The sequence below is a fragment of the Pigmentiphaga daeguensis genome (genome assembly GCF_039523035.1).
GTDB classification, from domain to species: Bacteria; Pseudomonadota; Gammaproteobacteria; order Burkholderiales; family Burkholderiaceae_B; genus Pigmentiphaga; species Pigmentiphaga daeguensis.
This window is the reverse complement of the sequence record NZ_BAAAEN010000001.1, coordinates 449673-469843: the sequence shown is the minus strand read 5'-3', so window position 1 is coordinate 469843 and position 20171 is coordinate 449673. Positions and strand designations below refer to the sequence as shown.

The 20171-nt window shown below is 67.7% G+C and carries 19 protein-coding genes; 7 read left to right on the top strand and 12 right to left on the bottom strand.

Annotation, left to right across the window (positions count from 1 at the left end; all coding sequences use genetic code 11):
- From ABD104_RS02290 to ABD104_RS02280, 3 genes are all read right to left on the bottom strand, one after another.
- Positions 1-966 carry a Bug family tripartite tricarboxylate transporter substrate binding protein gene (locus ABD104_RS02290; protein WP_087840168.1) on the bottom strand — a complete coding sequence of 322 codons (966 nt, stop codon included), beginning with the start codon at positions 964-966 and terminating at the stop codon, positions 1-3.
- Between the two features lie 74 nt (positions 967-1040).
- The gene (locus ABD104_RS02285) at positions 1041-2507 is read right to left on the bottom strand and encodes a benzaldehyde dehydrogenase (protein ID WP_087840167.1); all 1467 of its coding nucleotides are present in this window, start codon (positions 2505-2507) and stop codon (positions 1041-1043) included.
- Positions 2504-4231 carry a thiamine pyrophosphate-requiring protein gene (locus tag ABD104_RS02280; RefSeq protein ID WP_087840166.1) on the bottom strand — a complete coding sequence of 576 codons (1728 nt, stop codon included), beginning with the start codon at positions 4229-4231 and terminating at the stop codon, positions 2504-2506. Before ABD104_RS02280 ends, ABD104_RS02285 begins: the two co-directional genes overlap by 4 nt.
- Before the next feature lie 135 nt (positions 4232-4366).
- Between ABD104_RS02280 and ABD104_RS02275 the strand changes: the two genes are divergently transcribed.
- The gene (locus tag ABD104_RS02275) at positions 4367-5266 is read left to right on the top strand and encodes a LysR family transcriptional regulator (RefSeq protein ID WP_165962992.1); all 900 of its coding nucleotides are present in this window, start codon (positions 4367-4369) and stop codon (positions 5264-5266) included.
- A gap of 239 nt (positions 5267-5505) precedes the next feature.
- Here the strand turns inward: ABD104_RS02275 and ABD104_RS02270 are convergent, their stop codons facing one another.
- Both ABD104_RS02270 and ABD104_RS02265 read right to left on the bottom strand, forming a co-directional pair.
- Positions 5506-5946 (bottom strand): GNAT family N-acetyltransferase, encoded by a 441-nt coding sequence (locus ABD104_RS02270; RefSeq protein ID WP_087840164.1) that lies wholly within the window; start codon positions 5944-5946, stop codon positions 5506-5508.
- A gap of 86 nt (positions 5947-6032) precedes the next feature.
- On the bottom strand, positions 6033-7346 hold the full coding sequence (locus ABD104_RS02265) for a serine hydrolase domain-containing protein (RefSeq protein WP_254914640.1): 1314 nt from the start codon (positions 7344-7346) through the stop codon (positions 6033-6035).
- Between the two features lie 219 nt (positions 7347-7565).
- Here ABD104_RS02265 and ABD104_RS02260 point away from each other — a divergent pair, with 219 nt between their 5' ends.
- Together ABD104_RS02260 and ABD104_RS02255 are read left to right on the top strand one after the other, a co-directional pair.
- Positions 7566-9095, top strand: coding sequence for a TerC family protein (locus tag ABD104_RS02260; RefSeq protein ID WP_087840163.1), 1530 nt, complete (start codon positions 7566-7568; stop codon positions 9093-9095).
- Positions 9092-10519: an MFS transporter gene (locus ABD104_RS02255; protein ID WP_087840162.1), complete on the top strand. Its 1428-nt coding sequence runs from the start codon at positions 9092-9094 to the stop codon at positions 10517-10519. Before ABD104_RS02260 ends, ABD104_RS02255 begins: the two co-directional genes overlap by 4 nt.
- Here the strand turns inward: ABD104_RS02255 and ABD104_RS02250 are convergent.
- Both ABD104_RS02250 and ABD104_RS02245 read right to left on the bottom strand, forming a co-directional pair.
- Positions 10516-11085 (bottom strand): FecR domain-containing protein, encoded by a 570-nt coding sequence (locus ABD104_RS02250; protein ID WP_087840161.1) that lies wholly within the window; start codon positions 11083-11085, stop codon positions 10516-10518. The two genes, ABD104_RS02255 and ABD104_RS02250, sit on opposite strands and share 4 nt — an antisense overlap.
- Before the next feature lie 46 nt (positions 11086-11131).
- Positions 11132-12040, bottom strand: a complete 909-nt coding sequence (locus tag ABD104_RS02245) for a LysR family transcriptional regulator (RefSeq protein WP_243724347.1) — start codon at positions 12038-12040, stop codon at positions 11132-11134.
- Between the two features lie 94 nt (positions 12041-12134).
- Between ABD104_RS02245 and ABD104_RS02240 the strand changes: the two genes are divergently transcribed.
- From ABD104_RS02240 to ABD104_RS02225, 4 genes are all read left to right on the top strand, one after another.
- A complete protein-coding gene (locus ABD104_RS02240) occupies positions 12135-13400 on the top strand; it encodes an MFS transporter (protein ID WP_087840160.1) in 1266 nt (421 codons plus the stop codon).
- A 181-nt stretch (positions 13401-13581) separates the two neighbouring features.
- A complete protein-coding gene (locus ABD104_RS02235; protein WP_087840159.1) occupies positions 13582-14421 on the top strand; it encodes a universal stress protein in 840 nt (279 codons plus the stop codon).
- A 43-nt stretch (positions 14422-14464) separates the two neighbouring features.
- Entirely contained in the window at positions 14465-14863 is a 399-nt protein-coding gene (locus tag ABD104_RS02230; protein WP_087840158.1) for a carboxypeptidase-like regulatory domain-containing protein, read from the top strand.
- A gap of 33 nt (positions 14864-14896) precedes the next feature.
- Positions 14897-15385, top strand: a complete 489-nt coding sequence (locus tag ABD104_RS02225; protein ID WP_087840157.1) for a universal stress protein — start codon at positions 14897-14899, stop codon at positions 15383-15385.
- On the opposite strand, the gene ABD104_RS02220 is transcribed toward ABD104_RS02225, so the two are convergent.
- The 5 genes from ABD104_RS02220 to ABD104_RS02200 form a co-directional block, all read right to left on the bottom strand.
- On the bottom strand, positions 15375-17345 hold the full coding sequence (locus tag ABD104_RS02220) for a PhoX family protein (protein ID WP_087840156.1): 1971 nt from the start codon (positions 17343-17345) through the stop codon (positions 15375-15377). The two genes, ABD104_RS02225 and ABD104_RS02220, sit on opposite strands and share 11 nt — an antisense overlap.
- A 158-nt stretch (positions 17346-17503) precedes the next feature.
- Entirely contained in the window at positions 17504-17998 is a 495-nt protein-coding gene (locus ABD104_RS02215; protein WP_087840155.1) for a TPM domain-containing protein, read from the bottom strand.
- Between the two features lie 2 nt (positions 17999-18000).
- Complete coding sequence (locus ABD104_RS02210; RefSeq protein WP_087840154.1) at positions 18001-18912, bottom strand: TPM domain-containing protein; 912 nt, start codon at positions 18910-18912, stop codon at positions 18001-18003.
- On the bottom strand, positions 18909-19490 hold the full coding sequence (locus ABD104_RS02205; RefSeq protein ID WP_087840287.1) for a LemA family protein: 582 nt from the start codon (positions 19488-19490) through the stop codon (positions 18909-18911). The genes ABD104_RS02210 and ABD104_RS02205 overlap by 4 nt, the downstream gene beginning before the upstream one ends.
- Positions 19491-19569: 79 nt before the next feature.
- Positions 19570-20085 (bottom strand): anti-virulence regulator CigR family protein, encoded by a 516-nt coding sequence (locus tag ABD104_RS02200; protein WP_420495478.1) that lies wholly within the window; start codon positions 20083-20085, stop codon positions 19570-19572.
- Between the last annotated feature and the right edge of the window lie 86 nt (positions 20086-20171).

Sequence of the window (20171 nt, the reverse complement as noted above, 5' to 3'; positions counted from 1 at the left end):
TCAATCCATGGTCACGCCGGCTTCGACGATGACCTTTTTCCACCGTACGCGCTCAGCCTCGATGAACGCCTGGGCTTGTTCCGGGGTCGAGGACCTGGCTTCGGCCCCCAGTGCGAGGAAGCGTTTCTTCACGCCGTCGTCGGCCAGAATGGCCGCCAGTGCCTCGTTCAGCCTGTCGACGATGGGGGCCGGCGTGCCCGGCGGCGCCATCAGCGCGAACCAGGCACTGCTCTCGAAGCCTGGAAACCCGGATTCGGCGGCGCTCGGGACATCGGAGGCGATCTCGGTACGTGCGTGGTCGGCTACCGCCATGATGCGCACCTTGCCGGTGTCGCGCAGCTTGAGCACGGCCGAAATGTTCCCGAAGAAAAGATCGACGCGGCCCGCCATCAGGTCGGTCAGCGCGGGACCTTCGCCCTTGTAGGGAACGTGGACCAGCGAGGTGCCCGACATCGTCGCGAACAACTGTCCGGTCAGGTGCGACGTCGAACCGTTGCCCTGGGAGCCGTAGGTCAGCTTGCCGGGATGGGCCTTGGCGTAGGCGATCAGTTCCTGCACCGATCTGACCGGCAACGAGGATTTGACCGTGATGGCGTTGGGGCTGCCTGCCAACAAGCCTATTGCCGCGAAGGACGAGGGTTTGAAGGTCAGGTCCTTGTACAGGTACTCGTTGATCGACAACGGCCCAGGGGGCGTGGCCAGCAGGGTATAGCCGTCGGGTGCGGACCCGTAGACCTCGTGGGCACCGATGTTGCCACCCGCGCCCGGGCGGTTCTCGACCACCACCGGTTGCCCCCATCGATCGCCCAGTCGCTGGCCGACGATGCGTGCAAGAGAATCGATGGTACCGCCGGCCGGGAAGTCGACCACGATACGGATCGGGCGCGAAGGATAATCGGCGGCGCCAGCGGAGGTGGCACAAGCCAGCGCGCAAGCTGCCAGCAACGGGTAAGCCTGGAATTTCATGGAAATGTCTCCTCTCCTTGCCGTTCTGCGACGGCTGGACGGCTGGATGAACCGGCGGGTGCCGGGGTAATGGATCAGAAGGGGTAGGCGGGGGGCCGGTCCTGAACGGTGACCCACTGCCACTGCGTGAATTCGTCCCAGTTGGCGGGGCCGCCGATACGGCCGCCATTCCCCGAGGCCCCGACGCCGCCGAAGGGCACGCGAGGATCGCCAGCCACCGTCTGGTCGTTGATGTGCAACAGCCCTGTACGCAGGCGGCGACCCAAGGCCATTGCCCGCGCCACCGAGCGCGAGACGACCGCGGCAGACAGCCCGTACTCGGTACGGTTGGCCAGGGCAACGGCTTCCTCGTCCGAGGAGAAAGGCGTCACCACGGCGACCGGTCCGAATACTTCCTCGTCGAAGGCCGGCATGCCCGGCCGCACGCCATCCAGCACCGTGGCGGCATAGAACGGGCGATCGGCCATGCCGCCCGCGCACAGCCGCGCGCCGGCTGCGATCGTGCGCTTGACCAGTTGGTCGACGCGCTCGAGCTGGCGGGCATTGATCATGGGGCCGAGCCGCACGCCCGCTTGCCGCGGATCGCCCGTTTTCATCTTGCCGGCCCTGGCGGCCAGCAGATCGGCCAGGCGACGGGCGACGCTTTCGTGGGCCAGGATGCGGCCCGTGGCCATGCAGATCTGGCCCTGGTGCATCCATGCGCCGAACGCGGCGCAACCGGCGGCGAGCTCCAGATCGGCATCGTCGAGGACGATCAGCGAATTCTTGCCGCCCAGTTCGAGCGACACTTTCTTCAAATGCTCGCCACACAGCGCCCCTACGCGCCTGCCTGCGGCGGTCGATCCGGTGAAGGCCACCATGCCGACCAGCGGATCCACGCACATCGCCTCGCCCACCTCGGCGCCACCCGGCAGTACGTGGAACAGGCCGGCCGGCAGCCCGGCGTCCTCGAACAAGCGAGCGATATAAAGACCGCCGCTGACCGCTGTCTGCGGGTCCGGCTTGAGCACGACGGCATTACCCGTGGCCAGGGCAGGCGCCACGGCGCGCATGGACAGGGTCAGCGGGAAATTGAACGGTGCGATCACGCCCACCACGCCATGCGGAATGCGCCGGCCATAGCTCAGTTTGTCGGCGGCGGAAGGAAATACCAACCCCTGGGGTTCGCCCAGCATCGAGGCAGCCTGGTGGAGGGTCAGCATGGCCGAGCGCAGCTCCATGTCCGCCTTGGCCCGAATGGCGCCTGTCTCGCGCATGATCCATTGCGCGGCTTCGTCGCGATGGCCGTCGACCAAGTCGGCTGCCCGGCGCAGGATCGCCGCCCGTTCCTCGTGCGGTGTGGCGGCCCACGCCGGCTGGGCATGCGCGGCCTGGCGGGCCGATGCCGACAGCGCGGCGGGCGTCGCCAGCGTCAGGCTCGCCAGGCGGGCACCGTTCGCCTTGTCGACCGCGTCATAGGCCAGGCCATCGGCCGGGGTCCATGCCCCCTGGAACAGCTTGCCGGCCCAGGCCCCGGCATCCAGGAAGTCCGGAGTCCTCATGCCAGCACCTGCTCGGAAATGGGATCAAGCATGACTTCGACGACGGCACTGCGGCCTGCCCGCACGGTTTCCAACGCTTCCTGCAACGTGCCGCGCAGCGCCTGGCCTTCGCTGACGCGAAAGGCCGCCGCGCCGCCCGCCGCGGCGGCTATGTCCGCCAGCCGGGCGCCGTCCGCCACCGTTATCCAGTAGCGATCCCTGCTTTTCGCCGTGGAATGGGCATGTACCAGGTTCGTGGAGACCTTGGGGGAATTCCAGCCCCGGTTGTTGTAGACGACGGTAAGAATGGGGGCGCCGTAGGTCTGCGCCACCCAATAAGTGCTGCTGGGCACGCCGAACAGGAAGCTTCCGTCGCCGCTGAGCGCGATCACCTCGGCCCCGGGATCCGCCAGCTTGACACCCACGGCGGCGTTGATGCCCCAGCCCAGGCCGCTGCCGCCGTTGACGTAGTAGCTACCGGGCCGGTTCAGCCGCAGCGTCGATAGAATGGTCTCGGTTCCGGAAGGCTCTTCGCACACGATCACCGTGCGGTCGTTGACCAGTTCGCCCACCGCTTCCGTCAACTGCCTGACAGTGATGCCGCCCTGCCTGACGGATAGGGAGGGCAGGGGAGCGGCCGCCACCCGCTGGCGCGCCTCGGCTATCCATCGCAGCCGCTCGGCCGGCACCGGTTCCGCGCGATCGCGGCCGTAGTCCAGCAACTGCCGCAGGACATAGTCGCTGTCGGCAAGATAGCTGCGGTGCGCGGGGAAATGCCAGAACCCCATGCCTTCCTTCACCGGGTCGGCATCGATGTGAAACAGACGCGCGCCCGCGGCCGGGCCCGTGCGCGAGACGATCCACGGCACGTCCACGTCCAGCATCAGGATGAGATCGGCGTCGGCCACCAGCGCATTGCGCCGGTAACCGGCATGGTGCGGATGCCCGCCAGGAAAGTTGACGTACTGCGGCGCGATCTCGGCCACCGGCAGGCCCAGCCGCTCCGATAATTCCACCAGGCGGCCGACGGCGGCCTGATTGCGTCCCAGGTAGGTCGTCAACACCAGGGGCCGCCGGGCTTGCGACAGCGCCCCGTGCAATTCCGCCACGGCTTCCTCGCGCAAGCCGCCGAGACGGGCAGGGGACCAGTGCTCAAGCGCCTCGTCGGGCAGGGGCTCGGCCGGGCCTTCCCAGACTTCCCGCGCGCCGGTCAGATAGATCGGGCCTTCGGGTGCGGTGGTCGCCACCTGCATCGCGCGCATCAGCACGTTGTCCAGCATCTCGGGTGCGCGCAATTCGTAGGTCCACTTCATGTACTGCGCCGCGATTTCATGCTGGCGCGGAGCATCCTGCGTGTAGTGGATGAACTCGGTGCGCGCGCCGGCGCGGTCGCCGCTTACGGTCACGGGCGACAAACCGGCCACGATGATGGCGGGCACACGGCCCCGCGAGGCGTTGTGCAGGCTGCAACCCAGGTTCTGCGTACCGACGTCCACGTGCACCAGCACGATCTGCGGGCGGCGCGTCACCATGGCATAGCCGTGGGCGGCGGTGAGGGCGGTCATCTCGTGCGGACAAACGACGATCCGGGGCATGGCGGTGCCTTCGCCGTCGATGGCCGCGAAGGCCTCGATGAACGCCGGGTGGTCGCTGCCCAGGTTGGTGAAGAAGTAATCCACGCCCAGCCTGGCAGCAAGCTCCAGCAGGCGGCGCGCGGCAGTGGTGGCAACTGCCCGGGAAGTCATGACTGCGGTATCTCCATGTTCGCGGCGGCCGCATCTGGCGTGCGCCCGCGTCGGAATTCATAGTAGGCTTGCCGTAGTCATTTTTTAAGTTTATTTGCTGTATTCCAAGAATTCACAAAATGAATGCATAAGGCCATGAACCTATACCGTTCCGACCTCAATCTGTTCTCTGTCTTCCAAGCCATGCTGGAGACCCGCAGCGTGACGCTGGCCGCAGACCGCTTCGGCATCACGCAGCCCGCGATGAGCAATGCCCTGACCAGGCTGCGCCAACTCTTGGGCGATCCATTGTTCGTCAACAGCACGAGCGGCATGCAGCCTACGCCGTACGCGCTGGAGATCGCCGAGACCGTGATCAACGCCCTGAGCGGCCTGCAACAGGCGCTGGATCACCGCAAGAATTTCGACCCTGGCGTCAGCGAGCAAACCTTCCGTTTCCACATTCCCGACATGGGGCAGGTCAACATCCTGCCCATGCTGCTGGAGCGCTTGCAGCAGGTGGCCCCTAGAGTGCGGGTGCAAACCGAGACCCTGTCGCAGGAGGACATACGCGTCGGACTCGAGAACGGACGCATCCATTTCGCCGCCGGCCACCTGCCCAGGCTGCGCGGCAGCCGCCTGAGAACCCAGCATCTGTTCGAGGAACGCTACGTGGTCCTGATGCGCGCCGGACATCCGTTGTCCCGCGGCACGCTGACCCAGAAATTGCTGTTGCAGGCACCGCACGCGGTGGTGACATCCCTGGGAGGCGGTCACCAGATCATCGAGGAGGTGCTCCTGAAGAAGCACGCCCGCATCGTCACGTACTTTCCCAACATCATGGCGCTGGCCATGACGCTGACGCGCACCGACCTGGTCGCTATCGTGCCGCGCCGGGTCGCCACGGAACTGGCCAAGGAAGGCAGGCTGCAAGTCGCGCAGTTGCCCATAGCCATGCCGGCCTTCGACGTGGCGATCTTCTGGCACGAACGCTCGCACACCAGCCCGGCGTGTATCTGGATGCGGGAACAGATGATCGATCTCTTCATGACATGACGCGAAGCAGGCACGGGGGCCGGCGTATCGACGAGCCTGATGTGGCGCCGTGGGAAACGGTGGCTCCGACATCCCGATTATGCGCATAATGTATATTATGTAAAGTCACGTAATATGAAAGACAACCCGACCGGGTCCAGTTGCTCCCTACGCATGCACATGTCCCTTTTCCTTGGCAACGGCGGTCAGCGACACGCCAAGCGCATCCATGACCCTGCCGCAATCGTCTCGACCCACGCCTATCCCAGCGCCTTCCTGTACTGCACGAACCCGCTTTTCTCCGCCACCTGGTCATACAGCCGCATCGCCTGCGCATTGCTCTCGTGGGTCAGCCAATACACGCGCGCCGCGTTGGCGTCGGCTGCGGCCCGGTAGACGTGTTCGATCAGCGCCCGGCCCACGCCTTGCCCGCGGCATTCGGGCTGCGCGTACAGATCCTGCAGGTAGACGTAGTCGCCCCGTGTCCAGCAACTGCGGTGGAAGATGTAGTGCACCAATCCGACCAGGCGGCCGTCGGATGCGGCGACCGCGCAATGCATGGGTTCGCTTTCGTCCATCATGCGGGTCCAGGTCAATTGCGTGGTTTCCAGCGGGATGTCGACCCGGTAGAACGCCTGGTAGCCGCGCCACAGCGGCAGCCATTGATCGAAGTCGGTCTCGGCGGCAGGGCGGATGAGCATGGCGGGAATGTTCCTTGTGAATGAACCGAGGGACGAAGGAAAGCGGGGGCGCCCCGCCCTCCTCGTCCCCGGCGGCCGCCCTGCCCTTATTGCAGCGCCTTCACCACGGCGTCGAAGAACGCCGTGTTGTTGATGACGCCGGCGCCCGTGGGCTTGGACTGCGCGCCCCAGGTCACGATCACCACCTTTTCCTTCTTGTTGATGTAGATGTTCTGGCCGAAGATGCCGGTGGCGTAGAACGCCTTGTCGATCGCCGACTGGCCGTCGGTGTTCACCCACCACATGTAGCCGTAGTACGGCAGGGGATCACCGCCGCTGAGCGTCTTGCCGCTGCCGGCATCGGCCACCCAGCCGTTGGGCAGGATGGATTTGCCGTCGATCACGCCATCGTTCATGAAGAATAGCCCGAAGCGGCCCCAGTCGCGAAGCGTGGCGCTCAGGCCGCTGCCGCCGATCTCGATGCCGTCCGGCGAGTCCAGCCACCAGTTGGCCTCGGCCTCCATGCCGAACTTCGACCAGATCTTCTCCGACAGGTAGTGGGCCAGCGGCTTCTTGATGGCACCGTGCAGCAATTCGCCGGCGATCTGCGTTTCCCCGGTGCTGTAGTTGAAGGTGGAGCCGGGTTCGGCCGCGCGCGGCAGCTTGCTCATCAGCTCCAGCGCCGAGCCCGGCTTCTGGCTGATCTGGGCCTCCAGCAACGCGCGGCGGTCCGAGGCGGGATTGGTATAGGTCTCGTCCCACTTCACGCCCGAAGACATCATCAGCACGTCGCGCACCGTGGCCCCGTCGTAGGCGCTACCCGCCAGCTTGGGCACGTACTTGACCACCTGGTCGTGCACGCTGCCGATCAGGCCGTCCTGGATGGCGACGCCGATCAGCGTCGACGTGATGGACTTGGCGACCGACATGGACATCCAGCGGGTCTTCTCGGTGTTGCCGTACTGGTAGGTCTCGTAGGCGATCTCGCCGTTCTTGAGCACCAGCAGGCCCGAGACGCGATTCAGCGCCAGGTAGTCGTAGATGTCGTAGTTCTTGCCACCGGCCGTGAACTTGATCGCGGGCAGTTGCCTGGCCGCCTTGGGCAGCGGGCGCGGCGTCGCGGCGGGAGCGATGCTGCGGGTGGGAAACAGACGATCGATGTTGCGGAAGGTGTTGACCGCGAGATCGGGCGTCAGCGTGCCGTCGTACATTTCCCGCACCGTCCCTATCGGTTCCTTCGCATGCGGATAGGTATTGGCGGGCGGTTCCGGCGGCGCGGGCGGAGGATCGTCGTCGCTGCCGCAGGCGGCCAGGCCGATCATGCCGGCCAGCGCCAGGCTGTAGACGAGGCCGCGGCCCAGCGGCGGCATCCAGCAAGGACGGGATGAGGACTGCGGTAAGGACGCTGAGTGGGTTGTCACCTTTGTTCTCCTTGCCATGGCAAGCGGCCCGGACGCGGTCCGCCGCAGGCGCCAACCAAGCAATATGCGGACCATTGCAGCTCATGCATGGCCGCTCCAGGCCACGCCCCGTCCGGCCTTCGGATACTGGCGGAAACACGGAATCGCCACCCGTGCGGTGTCCGGATTCCCGGACGCCATGCGACACTGCGCGAATCTTCCCTTCCCGCGGAGCAAGCCATGGATTGGTTGATGGACCCCACTGCCTGGGCCGGCCTGCTGACCCTGATCGTGCTCGAGATCGTGCTGGGTATCGACAACCTGGTCTTCATCGCCATCCTGGCCGACAAGCTGCCGGCCGCCCAGCGCGACCGGGCCCGGGTCATCGGCCTGGCGCTGGCCCTGGTGATGCGGCTGGCGCTGCTGTCCGCCATATCGTGGCTGGCCACGCTGACCCGGCCGCTGTTCAGCGTGGCCGGCTTCTCGTTCGCGGGACGCGATCTGATCCTGCTGGCGGGCGGCCTGTTCCTGCTGTTCAAGGCCACGCTGGAACTGCACGAAAGGCTGGAAGGCAGCGGCGACCACGCGGGCAACCGCAAGGTCGAAGCCGGATTCTGGCTGGTCGTGGCGCAAATCGTGCTGCTCGATGCCGTCTTCTCGCTGGACTCGGTCATCACGGCCGTGGGCATGGTCAACGAGCTGTCCATCATGATGATCGCGGTCGTCGTGGCGATGGCCATCATGCTGCTGGCGTCCAAGCCGCTCACGCGCTTCGTCAATGCCCATCCGACGGTCGTGGTGCTTTGCCTGAGCTTCCTGCTGATGATCGGCCTGAGCCTGGTGGCCGACGGGCTGGGCTTCCATATCCCCAAGGGCTACCTGTACGCGGCCATCGGCTTCTCCATCCTGATCGAGGCCTTCAACCAGACCGCGCGCCGCAACGCGCTCCGGCACGCGGCCCGCCGCCCGCTGCGGGCACGGACCGCCGATGCGATCCTGACCATGCTGGGCGGGCGGCGGGCCTCCCAGGGAACCGACGAAAGCGCCCCCTCCCCCGCGCAGGGCGCCTTCGCCGAGGAGGAGCGCCACATGGTCAGCGGCGTACTGACGCTGGCCGACCGCTCGGTGCGGTCCATCATGACGCCGCGCTCGGAGATCTCGTGGGTGGACCTGACGGCCGGCGCGGACGAACAGCGCGCGCGCATCCTCGATACCCCCCACAGCTACATGCCGGTCTGCCGGCGCAACTTCGACGACGTGGCCGGCGTCGCGCGCGCCAAGGATCTCCTGGCCAGCCTGCTCGAGACCGGAGCCATCGACGCTTCGCGCCTGCGCGCGCCCATCTACGTGCACGAATCCATCCCCATCCTGGACCTGATGGACGTGCTGCGCGATTCGCGCGGCCAACTGGTGCTGGTGACCGATGAATACGGCACCGTACTGGGCCTGGTCACTCCCGTAGACCTGCTGGAGGCCATCGCCGGCGACTTCCCCGACGAAGACGAGACACCGTCCATCCAGCCGCTGGGGCCGGGGCGATGGCGCATGGACGGCTCCGCCGACCTGCGGCACGTGGAACAGGCGCTGGACCTGCCGTCCGGCCTGGCGGGCCCGGGCTACACCAGCCTGGCCGGTTTCCTGCTGGACCGGTTCGCCGAACTGCCTCCGGTGGGAGCCTGGCTGGACCATGCCGGCTACCGCTATACCGTCAGGGAATTGGACGACAACCGCATCTCCGTGGTGGAGGTGGCCAGGCAGGACGAGCCATGACGCGGACCGATCTGCCCAATCGCCTCGACCGGCTACCGTGGTCGCCCTGGCATACCCGCGTGGCCGTCGCGCTGGGCGTGGCCTGGGTGCTGGACGGCCTGGAGGTCACGCTGGTCGGCAGCGTGGGCGGCGTCCTGGAACGCGGCGACACGCTGGCCCTGAGCGCGGCGCAGGTCGGCTGGTCGGGCTCGCTGTACATCGCGGGCGCGGTGCTGGGAGCGCTGGCCTTCGGCCGGATGACCGACCGCCTGGGCCGCCGGCGGCTGTTCCTGATCACCCTGGCGATCTACATGGCCGGCAGCCTGGCGACGGCCTTCGCGCCCGGCTTCGCCTTCTTCGCCGCCTGCCGCTTCGTGACGGGCCTGGGCATAGGGGGCGAATATGCCGCCATCAATTCCGCCATCGACGAACTGATCCCGGCCCGCGTGCGCGGACGGGTGAACCTGGCCATCAACGGCAGTTTCTGGCTGGGCGCGGCCCTGGGCGCGGGACTGAGCCTGCTGCTGCTCGATGTCCGCGTGCTGGGGCCGGTATGGGGATGGCGCGCGGCCTTCCTCGCCGGCGGCGTCATGGCGGCCGCCATCCTGCTGGTGCGGCGCCATGTTCCGGAAAGCCCGCGCTGGCTGGCCGCGCACGGCAGGCTGGACGAGGCCCGGCGCATCGTGCTCGCGATCGAGGACGAGGCGATTCGCCGCCATGGCGCGCTGCCGCCGGTCGCGGGCACCTCGCCGGTGGCGGGCCGCTCCCCCACCCTGCTCCAGGTCGCCCGCATCCTGGTGCGCGACTATCGCCGCCGCAGCGCCGTGGCCCTCGGACTCATGGTGGCCCAGGCATTCTTCTACAACGCCATCTTCTTCACGTATTCGCTGGTGCTGACGCGCTTCCACGGGGTGGCGGAGGGCCGCGTCGGCCTCTACGTCTTTCCGTTCGCGCTGGCCAACGTGCTGGGCCCTCTGCTGCTGGGGCCGCTGTTCGACGTCGTCGGCCGGCGGCGCATGATCGCGGCCACCTATGTCTCGGCCGGCCTGGGCCTGGCCTTGACCGGCTGGGCCTTCGCGCAAGGCTGGCTGGACGCGCGCAGCCAGGCCTGGTGCTGGTCGGCCGTATTCTTCCTCGCCTCGGCGGCGGCCAGCTCCGCCTACCTGACCGTGAGCGAGATCTTTCCGCTGGAAATGCGGGCGGTGGCGATCGCGGTGTTCTACGCGGTGGGAACCGGGCTGGGAGGATTCGCCGGCCCGGCCCTGTTCGGCGAACTGATAGGCACGGGCAGCCATGCGGCGGTGGCCCTCGGCTATGCGGTGGCGGCGGCCATGATGGCGGCCGCGGGCCTGGGCGCGCTGCGCCACGGCGTGGACGCCGAACGCAAGTCGCTGGAGGACATCGCCCCGCCCCTGCCGGCGCGGCGGCCGGACGAACCGTCCTAGCGCGCGGGGGCCGGGCTCGCGTGGGTGAGCTGGTGGGTGCGCGTGCCCATGTCCACGGTCAGGGCGTCGCCCGGCTGCAGCTCCACGAACTCGCGGGGGCCGGCCGTCACGGTACGCACCTTGAGCGCGCCTTCCACGAGTTCGACCCGCAGGCGCTCGGGCTCGGCCGCGACCCGGAACAGGATGTCGGGCGTTTCGATGCGGGTGCCGTCGATGACCACCTCGTTCACGCCCCACTGCACCGAGAAGGCGGCGCGGTACTGCCAGCGCACGTGGAAGGATGCCTCGCCGCGGGCCAGGATCACCTGGCGCCGGCGCGAGTAATAGGCCACCGACAGCGAGGTGCCGGGACCGGCGTCGATGCGGGAACCGTCGGGCAGCTCCAGCGACCGCGCCTGGCCTTCTGTACGCAGTTGTTCGCCGAACTGCGGCGAGCTCTCGCGCATGACCCAGCTCACGGTCAAGGCCCCCGTCAGCCCCAGTGCCAGGGCCAGGCAGGCCCAGCCCAGCCATCGTTTCCAGGGCCGGGGTTGCGTGGACGGAGTACGGGGGGAAGGCAGGGACATGGCGATGCGGCGGGAGGCGGGAGCGGAATTCGGTACGGTGGGACGATTATAAGGAGGCGGGCTGCGGCCCCACCGCCAGGCGCCGGAAAGCGGCCCCGGTGGCCGAGGCGCCGTCGCGCCGGCTGGCCAGCCACAGCTTCGAAGCGGCCTCGGGTTCGCGCAGCGTCCGGATGACCACGCCGGCCACGTCCAGCCGGCGCACCGAGGCCGGCAGGATGGAGACGCCCAGCCGCGCCGCCACCAGCCCCGCGATGGTCACCACTTCCCGGGCCTCCTGGGCGATGCGGGGCGCGTAGCCCGCCGCCCGGCACAGGTTCAGTGCCTGGCTGTAGACGCCGGTGCCCGCGCCGGGAGCGAAGAAGACAAAGGGTTCCTGGGCCAGTTCGGCAACGCCCAGCGCCTCGCTGGCGCCGGCCAGCCGGTGCCGGCGCGGCAAGACCGCGACCAGCGGATCGGACAACAGCGGATGCGCGTCGAGTTCCGCGGGAAAGGCGCCGCTGGCGGGCAGGCGCATGAATCCCACGTCGCTGCGTCCGTCCAGCAGGGCCTGGATCTGTTCCTGGCTGGTCTCTTCGATCAATTGCACCGCCACGGCCGGATGGCGTTCGCGGAAACGCGACAACAGGTTGGGCAGCGCCCCCGTCAGGACCGCGCTTTCGGTGAAACCCACGCGCAGCGTGCCCAGTTCGCCCCGCGCGGCACGCGCCGCGATGGATGCCGCGCGTTCGGCCTGGGCCAGCAGCGCGCGGGCCTCGGGCAGGAACAGCTGGCCTGCCTCGGTCAGGGAAACCTGTCGCTTGTTGCGGTGGAGCAGCCGCGCTCCCAGGTCCTGCTCCAGGGCCTGCAATTGCTGGCTCAGCGGCGGCTGGGAAATGCCCAGCCGGGCCGCTGCCCGGCCGAAATGCAGTTCCTCGGCCACCGCCACGAAATACCTTACCCGGCGCAGATCTATCATAGGGATTGGATATTACTGGGCATGATTTCAGTATTGGACGATATCAGACAAAAGGCCTAGAGTTAACCCCTAGAACGTCACTTGCTCGACTGCCATGTCTTCCGCTCCGCCCGCCGGCGCCCCTCTGTCTCGCGCGGATACCACCGTTTCACCGGCCGTGCCGGCCCAGCCGCCCGGCCACATCGAACGCGGCACGCCGGCCTTCTGGCGCGCGGTGGTCGCGCTGTTCGCTTCCGGCTTCTCGACTTTTTCGCTGCTGTATTTCGTCCAGCCGCTGATGCCGCTGTTCGCCCATGATTTCGGCCTGTCGGCCGCCGCCAGCAGCCTGGCGCTGTCGCTGTCGACCGCCCTGCTGGCCATCTCCATGCTGGCAGCCAGCGCGGTGTCCGAGCGGCTGGGCCGGCGCACGCTGATGTTCGCCTCGCTGCTGGGCTCGGCGACCCTGACCACCGCGATGACCCTCTTTCCGCAATGGCCGGCGCTGCTGACGCTGCGCGCCTTGATGGGCATCACCCTGAGCGGCCTGCCGGCCGTCGCCATGGCCTACGTGGGCGAGGAAATGGAGCCCCGCGCCGCCGGCCTGGCCATGGGCCTGTACATCGGCGGCTCCGCCATCGGCGGGATGTCCGGCCGCCTGCTGGCCGGCGTGATCGCCGACGGCCACGGCTGGCGCGTCGCGGCCCTGGTCATCGGCCTGATCGGCTTCGCCGGGGCGGTGCTGTTCTGGAGGACATTGCCCGCGTCGCGGCATTTCAAGCCGCGCGCGCTGGACCTGGCCGGCGCCCTGGGCAGCTTCCGGTCCCATCTGCGCAATCCCGCCATGCTGCGGCTGTTCGCCCAGGGCTTCCTGCTGATGGGCGGTTTCGTCGCCGTGTACAACTACATCGGCTTCCGGCTGCTCGCCCCGCCGTTCTCGCTCAGCCACGCCGTGGTCGGCATGGTGTCGGTGGTCTACCTGGCGGGCATCGTCAGTTCCGCCTGGATGGGCGACCTGGCCGCGCGCCTGGGACATGGCCGCGTCATGGCGGCGGGCGTCCTGCTGCAATTGGCCGGCGCGCTGCTGACCCTGTCGGACAACCTGTGGCTGCTGGTTCTCGGGATGGCCGTGCTGACCTTCGGCTTCTTCGGCGCGCACTCGATCTGCAGTTCCTGGGTCGCGCGCGCAGCCCGGCAAGGCCGTGCCCAGGCGTCTTCCCTGTATCTGTTCGGGTACTACTGCGGATCCAGCCTGATCGGGCTGGGCGGCGGCTACGCGCTGGACCTGGCCGGCTGGAACGGCTTCATCGGCCTGGTGACCGTCCCGCTGGCGCTGGCGGCGGCCAATGCCATCCTGCTGGCGCGGCGCGCGGCGGCGGTCTAGCACCCGTTCAGTTCTGGTTACCAACTCTCCCGCCAGCGCCCTTTCCTTTTGGCTTTTTTCGTACCAGACTATTTATGAGTTGCCACCGTCGCCCACGCGTGCGGCGGACTTGAGCCAGATCAAGGTTCACGCATCGCGTCGCGGCTAGGATGGAGTCATCCACTCACGGCTGGAGGCGCATATGCTGGGACGTATCGCAGTTCATCTGGATCTGGACCGGGGCTGCAGGCGGCGCGTACGCGCCGCGGCGCAACTGGCCGCCGAGCACGATGCCACGCTGGTCGGCATCCACGCCAGCTTCGGCCGCCCCCTTCCCTACCTCTACGAAGGTTTCTTCGTTTCCGACGACGTCAATCGCATGCTGCGCCAGCGCGTGGACGACGACCGCGCCGCCACCGAGGCCCTGTTGCAGGAAGTCGCTGGCGAGACCGGCGTGACGGCGCACTGGCGCACCGGCAATGGCCTTGCCGAGAACGTCCTGTGCGAGCAGGCGCGTTATTGCGATCTGCTGGTCATGAGCCAGCCCGACGATGCCGACCCGGGGCCGCAACAAATGCCGGTCCTGCTGGCCACCGTGATGCTGGGCGCGGGCCGTCCGCTCCTGATGTGGCCATCGGTGGGCGAATTCAACGCCATCGGCCGCCGCGTGCTTTTCTGCTGGGACGAACGCCGCGAGTCGGCCCGCGCACTGGCCGATGCCGGCCCCATCCTGGAAGAAGCCACCGAACTGTTCGCGCTGCGGGTCGACCCGCCGTCCGAACCGGAGCAGGCGGCCCAGACCAAGCGAGCCGACTTCCTGGCCTACTGCGCCGGACGGCAATATCCCATCCCGCAGGAAACGGTGCGCGAAAGCGCGGGGATAGGAATCGGCAATTGCATCCTGAACGCGGCCGCCGACAACGCCTGCGACCTGATCGTGATGGGCGCCTACGGCCACAGCCGCGTGCGGGAGGCGGTCCTGGGCGGCACGACTCGGACCTTGTTGGAGTCGATGACCGTGCCGGTCCTGTTTTCCCATTGATACATGGGCCCGCGTGGCCCGGAGATCGGCAAGGAGCAGCATCATGAAGCAGAACCTACGATGGGCGGCGCCGCTGGCGCTGGCGCTGGCGGCCGCGTGGCCGTTGGCCGGCCAGGCGATGGACAAGGGCGAACAGAACGGCATCGCCTACGTGACGGGCGGCGTGGGCCAGGACGAGTCGGCCGCCATCCGGGGCATGAAGGACTACAGCCTGCGCGTGCTGGCGGCCGCCAAGAGCGGTGAATACGTAGCCGACGTACGCGTGGCCATCCGCGACAGCGGCGGCAAGGACGTCCTGTCCGTGACCACCCAGGGCCCCTACCTGTTGGCCCGGCTCGCGCCGGGCGACTACCGCATCGATGCGGAGTACGGATCGGCCCGGCAAAGCCGCCAGGTCCGCGTCCCGGCCTCGGGGCGTGCCGAGGTTTCCTTCTATTTCTGACCCGAGCGGTCACCACGAACCAGGAGCATCCCCATGTACCAGCGCATACTCGTTCCCGTCGACGGCAGCCCCACCTCCAACCGCGGGCTGGACGAGGCCCTGCGCATCGCCGCGCTGACCAAGGGGCAGTTGCGCCTGATGCACGTGATCGACGAGTTGTCGCTGGCCGGTTCCATGGGCGCCTACGCCGCCTATTCCGACTGGATCAACGTCCTGCGCGCCAACGGCGCCGAACTGATCCAGCAGGCCGAGGCCAAGGCGAAGGCCGCCGGCATCGCGGCGGATACGGTGCTGCACGACAATTTCGCCGGCCCCGTGCACGACTTGGTCATCCAGGAAGCGCGCACATGGCCGGCGGACCTGATCGTGATCGGCACCCACGGCCGGCGCGGCCTGCCCCGCATGGTGCTGGGCAGCAGCGCCGAGAAGATCCTGCGCGAGGCGCCGGTGCCGGTGCTGCTGGTGCGGCAGCCCGAGGCCGGCGGCGAAGCCGGCCCGGGCTCCCCGGCCGTCAACCCTTGAGCTTGATGCTCGTGGGATCGGCGGTCAGGTACCCCACCGCGGCGCCGAAGCGGTCCTTGTAGTTGGAGCGGATCAGCGGATCCAGCGTGTCCTTGACCTTGTCGTGCAGCGAGCTCCAGTCACCGGCGTGCTGGAAGTTGCTCATGATGTAGGTCCAGCCGTTGATCTCGTCCACGGCGTGCAGGCCGGTCGACTCGCCGCCCGCGGGTACCGACAGCAGCCGCGACAGCGACTTGGTGTCGACGTTGTAGGCCCACAGGAAGTTGTTCACGTGCGAGCCGCTGTCCTCGCCGATGAACAGCGTGCGCAGTTTTTCCGAGAACTTGAGGTTGTCCGGGTTGGCCACCAGTTCCGGGTTGGCCTTGTTGCCCAAGGCGTCGGCCGCGATATCCTCGCCCACCAGCAGCATCCTGGTGTGCACCGGCATCCATTCGCTGTTGATGGCCGCGCCGGTCTGGTCTTTCTGGCCGCCGGCCAGGGTATGGGCCAGCACGCCGCCGGCGATCAGCGCCTTGTCCAGCGCGATGCCGCTTTGCTCGTTCCAGCCCTTGGCATTGCCCTTGACCATGGAGTCCTGGATGTTCTGCAGGGCCGAGTAGGCCACCTTGTCCTTGATGTTGACCGTGGTGCCCTCCATCTTGGTGAAGCCCATGCTGCCGCCCATCAGATAGGCGTAGCGGTGCGTCTCCAGGAAGGCGGCGGCCTTCTCCATGCCAGGCTTGACCTTGACCCAGTTTGCCGCGCCGTTCGAGAAGATCTTCGTATAGGTCGCGTCCGAGGGATCGGACTTGAGCACCGTCATGATGTCCTCGGGATCGAGCGTGTTGGCCATCTGCTCGATCTCCGCGCTGGTGGCGTGGCCCAGCTTGATCCAGGTCAGGTTGGCGCCGGGCGCGGCCGGGTCGACCGAGAAACCGGACCCCAGCTTGGCGACATACAGCGTGCCCGCCGACAGGTCCTTCTCCTTGTCCGCCACGAACACGAACAGGCCGCTGTTGGTGGCGTCGTCGCCCATCAGCACCGTGCGGTTGTCGGGCATCACCTGGATCAGCTCGTGCGAGATCCGCCCCATGCAATAGTGCTTCTTGATCGAACCCGTGCCGTCCGGATTCACCGTGACTTCGGGAATGTGGCCATAGTGGTAGGGGCGGGCCTTGGTCTCGTCGCCGTACAGGTTCTTGCTGAAGGCCTTGAACTGGGCGTTGGTCGAAACGAAAGGAGCATCCGGTTCGTACTCCTCGCTAGACAGGTGGGTGTTCCAGGGCGACAGGCTCGCGCCACAAGTGATCCACAGGCCATGCGCCGCCGAGGTGTCGACGTTGTGGTACTTGACCAGGCTCAGCTTGCCGGTGGCCTGGTCCTGGTCCAGGGTCAGGACGGCGATGGGCGACGGCAGCGTGCCGTAGGTATCGGCGCCGCTCTGGTCGCGCGTCGTGTACTCGAACTGCACCACGGCGAACACGGCCTTGCCCTTGATGCCCGGGACGTTGGCGTTGGACAGCGCGAGCAGCGAGGTGCCGTCCGGCGAGTCCGAGAAGATCTGGCGTTCCTTGCCTGCCACCGACTTGTCGATGATCGGCTTGTTGTTGATGTCGACGTAGCCGCCGGCCAGGATCTTGCCGCCCTTGCCATCCGAGACCATGTCGCCGGTGATGAAGAACGGCTGGTACGCCAGCTTGTAGGCGTGGGAACTGCCGTCGCTCAGCTTCACCGTCAGGGTGGAGTTCACGGTGGTCGTGGCCATCGCCGCCGGATTGGACAGCGACGGCGCGGGGGTGGAGGTGAACGAGGCCGACACGAAATCCGCGGACGGCTGGGGCGTGGGCGTGATGGGATCGTCGTCCCCGCCACAGGCGGCCAGCAGGGACGCGGTGACCGTCCCGAGAGGCAGCATGGCGGGCGCGCCGGCCAGGAACTTGAGCGCCTGGCGGCGCGAGTTGTTGAGTAACGTATCGGACATTGTTCTGGTTTCCAAGGAGGGGTGCGTTGCAACGTCGAATCGACGGCGGCATCCCGGTTCCGGAAACCAGGGAATCATGCCTCCCGATTCGCGTCTGGGCGAATGCTAGGAGGCATGGGTGACACTTTCATGAAAGGGACGCGGCCGTCCCCTGAGCGCTACATGATCCGCGGACGATCGGGCAGCGTGTTGGCGCGGGACGCGCCGGGGTAGTGCCGGGCCAGCGAGGCGCCCAGCGCGGTGATACCCTCGATCACGCCCTGCTCGTAGCGGCCCTGGGCAAACGCCTCCTGGATGCCGCGGCAGACGGCTTCCCAGGTCCCGGCGGTTTCGCAGGCGTGGATGCCCCGGTCGCAGACGATCTCGACCGCATGGTCGGCCATCAGCACGTACAGAAGGATGCCGTTGTTGTCGGGCGTGTCCCATACGCCTTGCAGCGCGAAGACTTCCAGCGCCCGTTCCCGCGGCGACTGCTGCTGCCACAGCGGGCCCATGTCCAGCGCGGCCTCGACCACGAAACGGATCTGGCCGTCATGGCGCGACTCGACCTCGCGGATGGTTCGCTCGATGCGGTCCAGCGACCGGGCCGGGAAAGCCCGGTGCGCCGCGCGGCGGGTCGTCACCAGATGCTTGAGGAATCGTTTGATCGCCATGCCTACCACCGTCCCGAAGCGCCGCCGCCACCGAAGCCGCCGCCCCCACCACCACCGAAGCCGCCGCCGCCGAATCCTCCGCCGCCAAAGCCCCCTCCTCCGCGGCCCCCGCGATGGCTGCCGCCGTAGCCGCCCGGCAGGCCGGCGAAGCCGCCACCCACCAGGGTGAAGAAGAACGCCAGCACGGCGCCCAGGATCGCGATGGCCACCGCGCCGGACAGCAGCCAGGCCGCGCCGCCCACGACACCGCCGGTCACGAGCGCGCCCGGCAGCCTGCCCAGGGCACGCCGCAGCATGCCGCCCGCCACCAGCGCGACGATCAGCAATACGGGGGCGATGCCTTCCAGGTCACCGCCTTCCCGGGCGGCGCGCTGGGGCGGCGGCGGCAGCGGTTCGCCGTCGATGAGCCGCATGATGCGGTCGGCTCCCTGGGAGATGCCACCGTAGTAATCGCCCTCGCGGAATCGCGGCGTGACGATCTCGTTCAGGATGCGGTTCGCCGTGGCATCGTTCAGCACCCCCTCCAGTCCGTAGCCCACTTCGATCCGCATGCGCCGATCGTCCTTGGCCACCAGGAACAGCACGCCGTCGTCCACGTTCTTGCGGCCGGGCTTCCAGGCCTCGGCCACCCGCAGCGAATACTGCTCGATGCTCTCTGGCACGGTGCTGGGGACGATCAGGATCGCGACCTGGCTGCCCTTGCGCTCCTGGAACGCCCGCAATTGCTGTTCCAGTCCGGAGCGCTGCTCGGCGGTCAGCGTCGAGGTCAGGTCGGTGACCAGCCCGCCGAACGGCGGAATCGCCACCAGGCCATCGCTGGCGGCCTGGACCGGCGCGGCAGCCAGCCACAGCACGGCAAGCCCGGCGGCCAGCCATGCCGACGCCCGGCGTCCCCAGGCCCGCCATGCGCTCATCGGGCGCCCGCGGGCTTGTTGCCGCCGAAGTCGACGGTGGGCGGCGTGGAAATGGCGCTTTCGTTGGCCACCGAGAAATTGGCCTTCACCGGATAGCCGAAAGCCTTCGCGGTCAGGTTGCTCGGGAACGAGCGCACGATCACGTTGTAGTCCTGGACCGACTTGATGTAGCGATTGCGGGCCACGGTGATCCGGTTTTCGGTGCCTTCGAGCTGTGCCTGCAGGTCGCGGAAGTTCTCATTCGCCTTCAGGTCCGGGTAGCGCTCCACCACCACCATCAGGCGCGACAGCGCGCTAGTCAGCTGCTGCTGGGCGGCATCGAACTTGGCGAAGGCCTCGGGATCGTTGACCAGCTCGGGCGTCGCGTTGATGCCGGTGGCCTGGGCGCGGGCGTTGACCACGGCGGTCAGCGTATCCTGCTCGTGGCTGGCATAGCCCTTGACCGTGTTGACCAGGTTGGGGATGAGGTCAGCGCGCCGCTGGTACTGGTTCAGGACCTCGGACCAGCTGGCCTTGACCTGTTCGTCCGCGCGTTGCAGGTCGTTGTAGCCGCAGCCGGACAGCGTGGCCGCCAGCATGACGAAAAAGGCAGTGATCAGGCTTCGCACCTTGTTCTCCTTGGAAATGCGTGCTTGGAATGGATGCTTCGCAGTCCGGTCAACGGAATACGTCGGCGAGCACGTCGGCTACGACCAGGGTGGCCAGCGACACCAGGATCAGGTCCGTGCCCGCCACACGCCACTCGTAGCCGGGATAGACCGGCAACCTCGACAGCATGCCGGACGGCACGGCCTTCTTGGCGATGCCCGGTGGCAGCGGCTTGCCCCGGGCCAGGTTCTTGCGTATGCCCGGGGGCAAGGGGCCATAGCCCACCGCCTGGTAGTCGGAGGCATAGTTCCTGGCCAGCGATACCGTGATGCCCGCGCGGACCAGGTCGTCGCCGCCATCGGCGCGCTTGCCCTGCTTGGGGCCGCCGCCCTTGCCCGACACCTTGTCGCCCTGCCCTTGCCCGTGGCCCTTGCTTCCCTGCCCCTTGCCGCCCCCGTGTCCGCCTCCGGCGTGGGCATTGCCGTTGCCTTTGCCGCCGGGCGGATCAGCCCATGCGGGCGTCATGCCCAGCGAACCTGCCAGCAGCAGGACAAGGAAAATTTCGCGTCGCGGTTTGAGCATCATTTTCAATCGGCTCCTCGAGCACAGGTGTGCAACGAGCCAAGCATAGCGCAAGGCCGCGGCAGGCGGCCCCGACAAGGTATCCAGTT